The 12,591-nt window shown below is 53.4% G+C and carries 11 protein-coding genes; 3 read left to right on the top strand and 8 right to left on the bottom strand.

The window, feature by feature from the left end; translation table 11 throughout:
• Nucleotides 1-31: 31 nt before the first annotated feature.
• The 3 genes from BST81_RS01575 to BST81_RS01565 form a co-directional block, all read right to left on the bottom strand.
• Nucleotides 32-847, bottom strand: a complete 816-nt coding sequence (locus BST81_RS01575; protein ID WP_075596792.1) for an ADP-ribosylglycohydrolase family protein — start codon at nt 845-847, stop codon at nt 32-34.
• Nucleotides 848-863: 16 nt separating this feature from the next.
• Nucleotides 864-1,124 carry a hypothetical protein gene (locus BST81_RS01570; RefSeq protein ID WP_075596791.1) on the bottom strand — a complete coding sequence of 87 codons (261 nt, stop codon included), beginning with the start codon at nt 1,122-1,124 and terminating at the stop codon, nt 864-866.
• A 71-nt stretch (nt 1,125-1,195) separates the two neighbouring features.
• The gene (locus tag BST81_RS01565) at nt 1,196-2,005 is read right to left on the bottom strand and encodes a protein phosphatase 2C domain-containing protein (protein WP_075596790.1); all 810 of its coding nucleotides are present in this window, start codon (nt 2,003-2,005) and stop codon (nt 1,196-1,198) included.
• Nucleotides 2,006-2,127: 122 nt separating this feature from the next.
• Between BST81_RS01565 and BST81_RS01560 the strand changes: the two genes are divergently transcribed.
• Together BST81_RS01560 and BST81_RS01555 are read left to right on the top strand one after the other, a co-directional pair.
• Nucleotides 2,128-2,778: a Uma2 family endonuclease gene (locus tag BST81_RS01560; RefSeq protein WP_075596789.1), complete on the top strand. Its 651-nt coding sequence runs from the start codon at nt 2,128-2,130 to the stop codon at nt 2,776-2,778.
• A 4-nt stretch (nt 2,779-2,782) separates the two neighbouring features.
• Nucleotides 2,783-3,478, top strand: a complete 696-nt coding sequence (locus tag BST81_RS01555) for an NUDIX domain-containing protein (RefSeq protein WP_075596859.1) — start codon at nt 2,783-2,785, stop codon at nt 3,476-3,478.
• A gap of 20 nt (nt 3,479-3,498) precedes the next feature.
• Here the strand turns inward: BST81_RS01555 and BST81_RS01550 are convergent, their stop codons facing one another.
• From BST81_RS01550 to BST81_RS01535, 4 genes are all read right to left on the bottom strand, one after another.
• A complete protein-coding gene (locus tag BST81_RS01550; protein WP_075596788.1) occupies nt 3,499-3,870 on the bottom strand; it encodes a hypothetical protein in 372 nt (123 codons plus the stop codon).
• A 502-nt stretch (nt 3,871-4,372) separates the two neighbouring features.
• A complete protein-coding gene (gene ruvC / locus BST81_RS01545) occupies nt 4,373-4,876 on the bottom strand; it encodes a crossover junction endodeoxyribonuclease RuvC (protein ID WP_075596787.1) in 504 nt (167 codons plus the stop codon).
• A 101-nt stretch (nt 4,877-4,977) separates the two neighbouring features.
• Nucleotides 4,978-6,105, bottom strand: a complete 1,128-nt coding sequence (gene bchI, locus BST81_RS01540; RefSeq protein ID WP_075596786.1) for a magnesium chelatase ATPase subunit I — start codon at nt 6,103-6,105, stop codon at nt 4,978-4,980.
• A 69-nt stretch (nt 6,106-6,174) separates the two neighbouring features.
• Nucleotides 6,175-8,424: a CHASE2 domain-containing serine/threonine-protein kinase gene (locus tag BST81_RS01535; RefSeq protein WP_083636565.1), complete on the bottom strand. Its 2,250-nt coding sequence runs from the start codon at nt 8,422-8,424 to the stop codon at nt 6,175-6,177.
• 265 nt (nt 8,425-8,689) lie between these two features.
• Here BST81_RS01535 and dapB point away from each other — a divergent pair, with 265 nt between their 5' ends.
• Nucleotides 8,690-9,520, top strand: a complete 831-nt coding sequence (gene dapB, locus BST81_RS01530; RefSeq protein WP_075596784.1) for a 4-hydroxy-tetrahydrodipicolinate reductase — start codon at nt 8,690-8,692, stop codon at nt 9,518-9,520.
• A gap of 89 nt (nt 9,521-9,609) precedes the next feature.
• Here the strand turns inward: dapB and BST81_RS01525 are convergent, their stop codons facing one another.
• Nucleotides 9,610-12,522, bottom strand: coding sequence for a PAS domain-containing protein (locus BST81_RS01525; RefSeq protein ID WP_075596783.1), 2,913 nt, complete (start codon nt 12,520-12,522; stop codon nt 9,610-9,612).
• Between the last annotated feature and the right edge of the window lie 69 nt (nt 12,523-12,591).

Below are 12,591 nucleotides of genomic sequence, written 5' to 3'. Positions count from 1 at the left end.
AACTCTAGTATGGTGTAAATTAAACACTATGTCAAGGTAGGGAGGGATCATTTTTCAAGGGATTTTCCTTGCAGATCGGTAGGCTATACCGATCTGCAAACTGCTCAACCACGTTCCAGAGGGGGATATCCAGCTTATGCAGTAGCAGTTGAATCATGCTGTCGGGCACCCCGCCATAAAAGGCCTGGGCCATTCCCCCAGCAATACAGGCGATCGTGTCACTGTCCCCGCCCAGGGAGATGGCATTGCGAATCGCATCTTCAACATCGGTGGATTCCAGAAAAGCCACGATCGCTGGGGGCACCGACCCCTGGCAGGAGACATCAAATCGATAGGTGGGCCGGATCTGGTCCAGGGTCTGGGTCAGGTCATAGCCAAACTGGCTTTCAACATAGGTCTTGATTTCAGCCTTGTCGCTCCCTGTGCGGGCCAAGAAAATCGCGGCTGCGGTTGCCTGGGCCCCTTTAATCCCCTCGGGATGATTGTGGGTGACTGCTGCCGATCGCCGCGCCTCCTGGAGCACCTCCTCTAGGGTATTGAACGCAAACCCCACAGGACTGACCCGCATGGCCGAGCCATTGCCCCAACTGTTGTAGGGGTCTCGACTCTCGGACTTGGCCCAGCTTCTAAAGCTTCCGCCATACCCAACCTCGGGATAGTTGTGATAGTAGGCTTTGAGGTTATCGACATACGGACTCCCGGTGAGAATCGCCTGGGCAATTGCAACGGTCATCACCGTATCATCGGTAAACTGGCTATCTTCACTCCAGAGCGGAAAATCTTTGGTTTTGATATTGTCAGCTTCATAAACAGAGCCAATAATGTCTCCAGCGATCGCGCCCAGCATAGGCTTCTCCTTGATTTCAATGTCGTTGCAGATGGGTCGGTGTGGCCGCCGGTTGGACCTCCGAGGTTTTGCGCTCAAAGGCTGGCCAGACTAGGGCAATCCCAATCACGATCGCGACCAAGAGGGTCAGCCCACTGAACCCATCCTGCTGGGCTGGCTGTCGAGAAGGACGCTCCCGCCCACAGCGCAGGCAAACACACCGATCGTCATCCTCTGGATCGACTACAAACAGGCAATCTCGATCGAGGGTCTCCGGTAAATAATGAACAGCTTTCATGGTTTGCACCTCATCACGGAAGTAAATATTAAACCCAGCTTCAGATCAGGGCTGTGAAAGTTGAAGTCCCCTCAGGGAAGCTGTTTGCGAATCACAATCAGAGTCGTATCATCAGGCAGAAGTCCAGCCGTCTTGACCATCTGGTGGTTTTGCCAGTCCGGTTTGGTTACCTCCCGGTTGGCCAGGGCCAGGGTTCGTCGCACCCGATCGGGATTGGTGAAATAGTGCTCCTGCTCCCAGAACTGACAGATTGGGCCGACGGGCTTCGTACTGCCGGGAACAGGACTGTCTGCTACCTGGGTCAAATCCAGCACCCCATCTGTGCCAATCAGCAGGGTATGCAGTTCAGCCAGAGGAATCTGGGCATGCACATGGAACGACAAAGTTTGTTCCAATAACCCGTAAGCCAGATACGGAGGCGCATTGTTGGGGAAGGGACCGATTTCAGTCACCTGGCCATTTAGAATCAGGCAACCGTCCCCCAGGGAAAAGATCGAGGCTCCTGCCGGGGTGATCACCGTGCCCACGATCGTGAACAGAAAATAATCTCGAATCGCCTGTACCCGGTCGCCGCCCATGGTCTGTACCAGAGCCTGGAACTGGAGCAACAGGGTGCGATAGACCCGATCCCAGAAGTCTTCATCCTGCAGATGAGCGTCTGGGGTGTCCTGCAGAATCTGAGCGATTGTAGCTGCCGTTAACCTGGCCCCTAGTCTGGCTCCCACCTCACTGTAGGCACCGCTGCCACACCCATCGCACACGATCGCCAGGATGGCATGCTCCGAAATGGTGTAGTACAGGGCATCCTGATTGTTTTTTCCCGTCAAGATATGGTCTCGTCCGGCGATCGATCCGGCAGCAATCTGAAACAACGCTTTCATAGGTGTTAATTCAACACTAAGTCTAGTATCGTGTATATTAGACACTATGTCAAGGTGGAACCGATTTAATCAGGGCTAGCCCTGTGCCACTATTAGGTTTATGCGTTGAGGCTTAGTGCGTTATGACTCCAACTCAAGCAGAATTGCTGGACGATGCAGAGCAAGGGCATTTATTCACCTTTGAAGAATTTTTGGAGGCGTACCCAGAAGATGGGGGCATTTATGAACTCTATGGGGGCATTGTTGTTCCAATGAACCCAACCGGACCCCACGAACAGATTTCAGGGTTTATTGTCAACTGTCTGAACATCCATATCTGGCAGCATCAGCTTCCCTATGTCATTCCTCGAACTTGTACCGTAAAACCTCATCGGGAGAAGCACGGCTACAAACCAGATGTTGTGGTGTTGGTTCAAGGTGCGATGGCAGAAGAATCCCTTTGGGCTAAGCGATCGACCATGACTCAGGGGAAATCCGTAGCCCTGGTGGTTGAAGTTGCTAGCAACAAATGGCGGGATGATTACGGGATCAAGTTGACAGATTATGAGTTTATGGGCATTCCAGAATACTGGATTGTGGACTATCTGGCTCTGGGAGCAGTGCGCTATATCGGCTCCCCGAAGCAACCAACGGTCTCAATCCACTCCTTGACAGACGGAGAATACCAGATCACCCAGTTTCGGACGGGAGATCGGCTTCTATCTCCGACCTTTCCAGACCTGGAATTAACTGCCGATGAACTTTTCTCAGCCGCAGGGGCTGTCTCTAAATAGATCTGTGCCTTACACTTACGAATTTCCTCGTCCCAGTCTGACCGTGGATTGTGTCGTCTTTGGGTTTGACCTCAGCGAAAGGGACCTGAAGGTGATGTTGATCCAGCGCAAGTTGTCCCCCTTTGAGGGGCAATGGGCCTTGCCCGGTGGCTTTGTCCGGGTAGAAGAATCCGTTGAAGCTGCAGCCTTGCGGGAATTGCGGGAAGAAACTGGGATCGAAAAAGTTTTTCTGGAGCAGCTCTATACCTTTGGGGAGGTCGATCGGGATCCTCGGGAACGAGTGGTAACGGTGGCCTACTATGCCCTGGTCAATCTGAGTGACCATCAGATTCAAGCCACAACCGATGCCAGTGATGCCGCCTGGTTTTCAATTCAGCAGGTGCCCAAACTGGCCTTTGACCACGATCGCATTCTGATCACCGCGCTAAATCGGGTGAAGGGCAAAGTGCGGTACGAACCGATCGGGTTTGAACTCTTGCCGCCCAAATTTACCCTCTCCCAACTCCAGCAACTCTATGAAACGGTGTTGGGCCAGGAACTGGACAAACGTAACTTCCGCAAGAAGATTTTGCAGATGGATCTCCTGCAAGAGCTGGATGAAATGCAAACCAATGTGCGTCATCGGGCTGCCCGACTCTACCAGTTTGATGAACAAAAATATCAGCAGCTTAAACAGAGGGGATTTAACTTCGAAATTTGAATCAGGGTGTTCAGCCATACTCACCGTCGTCCATGGCTCTTTTTAGCGACCGATCGGCGGCGGCGACGCATCCCTGCCGTATGACGAAACACGGTGCCGAATCCCTCTTTAGCGATTCGAGAGATTTCATGCTGCAAACTCTGTTTCCCCTCCTCCACACGGGCTTTAGCATCCTCTGCCAGGAATCCGATTGTACCCGGCTCTGCCTTGGGGGGTGGTTTTTGGAGCAATTCGTCCTTGCTCTTCCACCATTCCACAATCCCTCCTACACTGAAGCCCCCAATAATAGCCAGGAGAATGCAAAGGAGTGCCGAATATCCCAGCAGAAAAAAGCTGATCAAAAAGATCATGGCCCATCGTAATCCTGCTGGAACGGCACCCGAAGATTCCATAACGATCTGTCAGTCAGTCCGTAAACAAAAAATAAGAAGGGAAGGAATGGGTCTGGTATACCACAAATCTCCTTGGACTGGGCCAAGCAGGTTAATGGATGCAAATTCTGGCGTTGCTGAATAGAAGGATGATTTTCGTGCTTGAGCCTTATGCAGCCCTCACCCTAGCCCTCTCCCAAAGGAGAGGGAACAAGAGTTTTAGCTCCCTTCTCCTGCGGGAGAAGGGTTGGGGATGAGGGTAATTCATATTTGCATTCAGCAAAGCCGTTTCAAAAACTTCCATTGATTCCCGGTAGTGACTGCGCCATAAATCAGTTCAGTTGGATTTCCAGCCCGTTGATTAAAGGTTCTGGCCGCTACCATGGCAGCAACACATTGGGCTAATCCATCTTTGATATTTTCGTTCTTAGCTTCAAAGATTGTAATTACATCCCTATACCTCAGGTCGATGCCAATGATCTCTTGGTCCTCAATTCTCGCTTGAGAAAATTATCAGCTTGATTTACCGTTGGAACCAGGCCGTCAGGGCCAGGGCGATCGCATCGGCTGCGTCATCCGGTTTGGGAATATGCTCCAGGTGTAGTTCATTGGCTACGGCCTGTTGCACCTCCCGCTTCTCGGCCCCCCCATAGCCCGTCAGAGCCTGCTTTACCTGCGCCGGAGTGAATTCCACCAGCGGCACTTTGAATTGAGCCAACACCAGCATGACCACACCGCGCGCCTGAGCCACCAGGATGGTATTGCCCATGCGGTAGAAGAAGAACTTTTCGATCGCCACCAGATCTGGTTGCCACTCCTGCATCAGCGTGTGCAGGTCATCGTAAATGATACAGAGGCGATCGCCAATCTCAGTATGGGCTGGGGTTTGAATCACGCCAAAGTCCAGCAGAGCGGGGGTTTTCTCCGGTTGGTCAACCTTCCCCAGAATTACCCCAAATCCCAAAGTCGCCAATCCCGGATCAATGCCTAAGATGCGTTTTAGTGATGGGTCATGGTCATTGGTCATGGATGAATTGTTTTACCAGAGATGCTTTGAATAGTTCATCAATACTATCAAAGACAATCCCTGATTCCCGACTAATGACCAAATGACTAATGACCCATGCCTTATCGCACGCCAGAAGGCTGGTTGACACCGTTGGTTTGATTCTCTTCCGCAGAGGTATCCAGTCCGAAGACCTGGTTGAAGACTTTGGCGACTTTGTAGCCAGAGTCGATCGACTCCAAGGGATCTTTGCGCAGACGATGGCGCAGACAAAGGACCGCCACTTGCCGGATATCGTCAATGGTGACTTTGCTTCGCCCTTCGAAGGCGCAAAGGGCTCTAGCAGCCCGGTTGATCACGATGTCTCCCCGCAGGCCATCGACATCGAGTTCAGCACAGACCTGGGAAATCTTCACCTTCAGATCATGGTCGATCGTGACCAGTTTCAACTGTTCCTGAGCCCGGATTAAGCGGTCCTGTAAGGCCGTCTGCTGGGGTTGATACTGCTCTAGAAACTGATGAGGATTGCGATCGAAGTCTGTTCGCTGTTCCACAATCTGCACCCGCAGGGCCGGTTCCTTCACCGTCCGAATTTCGGCGTGCATGCCGAATCGGTCCAGTAACTGGGGTCGCAATTCCCCCTCTTCTGGGTTGCCGGAACCCACTAGGACAAAACGAGCTGGATGGCGAATAGAAATCCCTTCCCGTTCCACCGTGTTCCAGCCAGAGGCCGCCGAATCCAGCAGCACATCCACCAGGTGATCATCCAGCAGGTTGACCTCATCCACGTAGAGAATGCCCCGGTTGGCCTTTGCCAGCAATCCGGGTTCAAAGGCTTTGACCCCTTCAGACAGAGCTTTCTCAATGTCGATCGTGCCGCAGACCCGGTCTTCCGTTGCCCCCAGGGGCAGGTCTACCATGGGAACTTTAATTCTGGTCGTCCTCAGGGACTGATTCTGCTCAGCGGCCTGCTTGACCTCATCCCCCATCAGCTCTGGATCGGAAGGATGGCTATTGAAAGGATCGTCCGCAATGACTTCAATTTCGGGCAGCAAATCGGCCAGGGCGCGAATGGTGGTGGATTTCCCCGTGCCCCGATCGCCCATAATCATCACCCCTCCCACTTTGGGGTCAATCACGTTCAGCAGTAGAGCCAGCTTCATTTCTTCCTGGCCAACGATCGCTGTGAAAGGAAAGACTGGCCGACGAAAATCTGATTTGGAGGCAGGGATGGGAGCGGTTGAAGTCACGGGATTACCTGTACAGTCACGACACAAAATTTAATTGTGCCACAGGACGGGCCTCGCACTGCAGCCCTCTTATTCCCCAGTCAGGTGCTTTAGATCCTGCATCACCTCGCTGGCAGATTGATAGCGTTCATTGAAATAGTACCGGACCATGCGTTCGAGGAGCGTCACCAGTCCCGGAGTGGCCTGGGTCAGGTGGGACCAGAGCACCGTTCCAGTCTCCTGGTCTTGCTGCAATTGTTGTGGTTGCACCCCGGTCAAAGCCTGGATCGCAATCATGCCGAGGGCATAGATATCGCTGTTCAGTCCTGGATGCCCAGCCAACTGTTCAGCAGGTGCATAGCCCCGGGTGCCGATCGCAACCGTGGGGCCTTCCCGATCGGCATATAGAGGCGGCTGCATTTGCTTCACTGCCCCAAAATCAATCAAGACTAGACGGTTATCTTTCTTGCGACGAATAATGTTGCTGGGTTTGATATCCCGATGAATCACCTGATAGCTATGAACAAACAGTAGAACTTCCAGGACATCCCGCAATAGGCTGAGTACCTGAGGTTCTGTCAGGATGTGACCTTCTCCCAGTTCATCACTCAGGGAAGGACCTTCAATAAACTCCTGAACCAGATAAAATCTGCCGTTTTCCTCAAAAGAAGCAAACAGTTGGGGAATTTGAGGGTGACCTCCCAACTTTTCTAAAATTTCCGCCTCCGTGCGAAACAACCGTCTGGCGGTGTAGAGGAACTTGGCGTCGCTGCGGGCTGGCAGGAGATGTTTTACCACGCAGATGGGATTGCCTGGGCGTTGGGTATCTTCTGCCAGATAGGTGAGGCTGAATCCCCCCGAACCCAGCACACGCACGATGCGATAGCGACCTCCTAAAAGGGATTGGATCCGATCTCGCTCCACAGTCTGGGTAGAAGGACCGGGAACCAGCAACGGAGCAGTTTCTTCTGCACTTGGCTCCAGACCACCGGTCATAATGGTCGCCGTCAGATCATTCGGATTCGGACGGGTCATTTCGGTTATGGGGTGGGTGCTTTCAGTTAACAGGGTACGTAATAGGGCGATCGTTTTCTCCTGTTCCCTGGCTTGCAGGGCGATCGATCGATGCATTTTCTGGGCTTGATAGGCGGTGTAGGCGAGCACGCTCCCGCTGGTCAGGATCAGGGTGACTGTCGGGGTCACCAGGGGTACCCAGAGCCCAGACACCAGCAAACCAAAGCTAATCCCCGTTAACCCGGTCAGCGCTATGCCATCGACCAGGGCTAACCGGATGGGATGGCGCATCCACCAGGCCAGGACACCTCCCACCAGGGACCAGCTCAAAATCCACAGGGCCTCGACCCCTTCTGGCCAGAAGCGGATCAGGGATTGACTCCCCATTGCCGCATCCAGAAGCTGGCTGACCATCTGGGCATGAATCAACACCCCTGGCATTTTGGGGGTATCTTTCTCCGCTGCGCTGTAAGGGGTAAAGAAGACATCCCGGACACTGGGGGCGGTCGTCCCAATCAGGACGATTTTGTCTCTGATGCGATGACCCTCTACCTGACCCTTGAGTAACTGGGTCAGGGTGATCTGGCCTGCAACCCGATCGGGGGAACGGTAATTCAGCAAAAGTTGATACCCTGCCGCATCGATATTCTGATAGCCACCAGAGTTGCTCTGCAGGGGTGTCAAAACCGCTTTGCCCCAGGGGATAGCCCCATAGCTCCGCCAGTCAGCCTGGGGCAGCGATCCCTGCTTCGCCAGGTAAACCTGAGCCAGCCGGAGTGCCAGGGAGTAGTGCTGGCTTGTTTCCGTATCGCCATAAATCCAATTGCGCCGCAGGACTCCGTCTGGGTCCGTTACCACATCGTTAAAGCCGACTCTTTCCGGCGGTATTTTGGGTGGGGGGGCGATCGTTGGATCCTTTTCCGTGCTCAATCGGGTAATACCAATGACATTCGATTGAGCCAACTGGGATAATAATTCAGCATGGCCTGGTTCTTTGGGTAAATTGCGAAAGATATCCAGACCAATCACCCTGGGTTGATGCTGTTGGAGTTTCTCCAGGGCCTGGGCCAGTACCTGATCGGACACGGGAAACGAATACCGGGTCAGATCATTCTCCGTGATGGTTACAACCAGAAGCCGAGGATCGGGACCCCGATCGCCCTGCCAGCGCACCATCTGGTCCAGGGTGATCAATTCCAGGTATTGAAACCTCCCCAGTTGCCAGCCTGCGGTGACTAATCCCGTGACGATCGCGCTGGCCAGTAACACTGGATGGGCCAGGGTTTTGGCTACTGCACGCCAACGAGGCTGAGGAGACGAAGTCACTGGAGAAGGCTGCAAAAACTTAAGCACGGAGGATGGTAGGTTTTAAATTTGTGAAAACGCCAGAAAAGATGGCCTAATTCTTTAAAATGTAGCTCTGATTGTCAGGGGACCGAGTATTTTGAAGTTTTTCTGAGTTCTGGGGGGCCTATCCGGTCATTCATGGAAATTTTGTGGGTGGTGTGGCCTGGGAAGGCATAGCATGATACCCTCTACGGACGACACTACTGGTTCACCCAATCACGATTCATTGATACCTGTATTCATTATGGCAAGCCAATCTCCGATCCCTGTTCTCGTTAATGGTGCGGCTGGCAAAATGGGCCGCGAGGTGGTTAAGGCCGTCAGCCAGGCTCAGGATATGACCCTGATTGGTGCGGTCGATCGCAATCCTGACTATTTTGGCCAGGATGCTGGGGAATTGGCGGGCTGTGGCACCCTGGAGGTTCCGATTACCAATGATTTTGAGCCCATGCTGGCCCTAACTTCTCAGGAGCGGCAACCTGGGGTGATGGTGGACTTTACCCATCCCGATGGGGTCTATGACAATATTCGTTCGGCGATCGCCTACGGGGTGCGGCCTGTAGTGGGAACCACGGGCCTCAGTCCCCAGCAAATTCAAGACCTGGCCGAATTTGCTGACAAGGCCAGTACCGGCTGCCTGTTGGTGCCCAATTTTTCGATCGGCATGGTGCTACTGCAACAGGCGGCTATTCAGGCATCCCAGTACTTTGACCATGTGGAGATTATTGAACTCCACCACAACCAGAAAGCGGATGCTCCCAGTGGTACTGCGATCCAGACGGCCCAGATGTTGGCTGAATTGGGCAAGCCTTTCAATCCGCCAGGGGTGACCGAAACAGAGAAACTGGCTGGAGCCAGGGGCTGTCAGGCGGAGGAGGGCATCCGCATCCACAGTATTCGGTTACCGGGTCTGATTGCCCATCAGGAAGTGATTTTTGGGGCTCCCGGTCAGGTTTATACCTTGCGCCATGACACCAGCGATCGGGCCTGTTACATGCCGGGGGTTTTACTGGCGATTCGCAAGGTTGGGCAGTTAAAGTCCCTGGTGTATGGGTTGGAGAAGATTTTGGCTTAGGCGGCATTTAGGGGTGTTTCTATGGGAGACATGGCCTAATGCCTGTGGGGGAGTGGTGAATGTCTGAGAAGGTTCGGGAGGGATTTGTTTCAGGTTCTTCTGCCTAGTAGTTGTTGCATCAGGGCAATTAGTTGCTTGAGCTTGACGGGCTTTGTTAAGTACTCGTTGGCCCCTGCTGCCAGACATCGTTCCCGATCGCCGGGCATGGCCAGGGCTGTCAGGGCAATGATCGGAACCTGGGCTTGGTCAAGTTCGGCTCGGATGCGGCGAATTGCTTTCAGGCCGTCCATTTTGGGCATTTGAATATCCATCAAAATCAGGTTGGGATGGTGGAGTCTGGCTAGAGCAATGGCTTCCTGGCCATCGCGGGCCAGTACCAGGGGATAGCCCAGGGCTTTGAGATACTGGGTGAGGGTCTGGACATTGGTCGGATTGTCTTCGGCTAGCAGAATCAGTGGCATGGGCGCAACCGGTGTCACCATGGGGATGGTGGGTTCATCCGGCAGGTCGATCGTGGCCGGGGATCGGGGTTGTCCGGGTGTAGAGGGAGAAATCGTTGCGGCCATGGGGTAAACCCGCGCAGGAATCTGCACTGTAAAGCAACTGCCCTGACCCAGCTTACTTCTGACAGTCACATCACCCTGATGCAGTTCTGTAATCCGCCGCACTAATGCCAATCCCAGCCCCGTCCCACTGTACTGGCGGTTGAGGCTGCTATCAATCTGCGAAAAGGGCTGAAAGAGTTTATACATGTTTTCTGGAGCAATTCCAATTCCCGTATCGGTAATGGAGAAACAGAGGTAATCTGGGGATTCAGGCTCTAGAGGGTCGGGATTGTTGGCGTCCCTCTGCTGGCTTACCCTCGTTACTTCCAATGTGACAGCACCTCCCTCTGGCGTGAACTTGATAGCATTGCTGAGTAAATTGATCAGGACTTGTCGCAGACGACGATCGTCGGCCTGAATATAGCCGGGGTGGGGAGGACAATGGAGGCTGAGGTGAATCCTTTTCTTGGTGGCCATCGGTTGGACAAAGGTAAGGCTGGTATCACACAGGATTTGCACTGAAACATCGTTGAGATCCAGATCCAACTTACCAGCCTCGATCTTGGATAAATCCAGGATGTCGTTAATCAGGTCCAGCAAATGCTGACCACTCTGTTCGATGATCGTGATGGCCTGCAACTGACGCGGGTTTAAGGGGCCAAATACCCCGTCCTGCAGCCCCTCTGACATGCCCAAAACCGCATTGAGCGGTGTCCGTAGTTCGTGACTCATGGTAGCTAGAAATTCGTCTTTGAGGCGAGTCGCTCGGGCCAGATCGAGGTTGCTCAGGGCCAGTTGTTCATTGGTCTGGCGAAGTTGCTCCTCCGCCTGTTTGCGATCGGTAATATCCAGGATGGTGCCTACCAATCGGATGAGCTGGCCTTCAGGATTCAAAATAGGCTCCCCCCTGGCCTGGAGATGGCGCAAGCTTCCATCGGGGCGGACTGCCCGAAACTCAAGTTCATAGGATTGTGGGGTGACAATGGCCTGCTGGACCACCTGCTGATGGTAGCTGCGATCGTCGGGATGAATGCTCCGGTTGACTTCCTCGTAGGTTGGTGAACCCAACTCCGGATCGCGGCCAAAGATGCGAAAGACCTCTGCCGACCAGATCACTTCTTGGGTCTTCAGGTCAAATTCCCAGCTTCCTAGATTGGCAATTCGTTGGGCTGCAGCCAGGTGAGCCGCATTCTGACGGAGTTGGGCTTCCGCCTGTTTGCGATCGGTGATATCACTTTCCGACCCTGCCATGCGAACGGGTTTGCCCGCTTCATCCCAGAGGGCCTGTCCCCGATCGAGCACCCAGATGTAGGTGCCATCTTTGCGCTGGACTCGGTACTCCTCCTGGTAAAAAGGGGTTTGATGAGCAAAATGATCAGCCACAGCTTGCATGACCCGATCCCGATCGTCCGGATGGATTCGGCTTGACCATTCTTCAGGATCGGGGCCAATGTCATCCTCTGTAAAGCCCCGCATGGTCTTCCATCGGCTGGAGAAGAACATCTGATTGGTTTTCAGGTTCCAGTCCCAGATGCCATCATTGCTGCCCTGTAGGGCTAGATGCCAGCGCTCCTCACTTTCCCAGAGTGCTGCCGTCCGTTGTTCAACCCTGGCCTCAAGCTCCTGATTGAGCTGTTGCAGGGCTCTTTCTGCCTGGTCCCGCGCTCGCATCGCAGCCTGCTGTTTACTCACATCCCGGATGATAAAGAGGACCTCGTCCTCCCCACTTTTGATCACCCTGACTTCTTCATCCTGTAACCTGTCCCCGATCTGGACCTGTTGTTCATAGGTTTGTAGTTCCCCTGTGCTAAGGGCCTGGTGAATGCAATTGAGCTGCCGCTGGGCAATCTCAGGCGGCAGGATATCAGCCATCCGTTTCCCCACCGAATGAGCACTGGAGGGAACCAGGTCAATCATCTGGTTGCTACTTACGTATCCCAGATAAACCCCATTGCCATTAACTCGGAACATTAAATCTGGAATGGCAGCCAGGATCGCTCGGCTTTTGGCTTCACTTTCAGCCAGGGCGGATTCTGTCCTCCGGCGCTCTGCAATTTCAGCTTCCAGTTTCTGATTGGTGGCGGCCAGACTGGGCAGGGTCAGGGCTTTGGGGAGCAGGAACACCAGGACGATCGCCGTATAGAGGGAAATGCCCGCCGTGGTCGCTTTAACCACCCCGGATAGCCAATAAATCGGATACCACAGCGTCCAGACCGATAACAGGTGCGTGGTTCCACAGGCGACAATGAAAGCACTAAATAGCAAGAAAATCCGATTAAACGGAATATCCCCACGCTTGCCCACAAAGTAGAGGAGGGCCAGGGGAATGGAATAATACGAGATAGCAATCAGGATATCGCCAATGAGATGGAGTCCTACCAGTTCCGGTTGCCAAAGATAGCAATGGCCATGGGGAATAAAATGATGATCAAAGAGAGTTTGAAAAATTTCCGGCATACGTTCTAAGCCTTCTGCCAAGATAACGGGGCTTTAACCGGGTTAAAACCAGACATTATGGATATCATG

Source organism: Leptolyngbya sp. 'hensonii' (assembly GCF_001939115.1).
Lineage (GTDB): Bacteria > Cyanobacteriota > Cyanobacteriia.
This window is presented reverse-complemented; position numbering and strand designations above follow the sequence as displayed.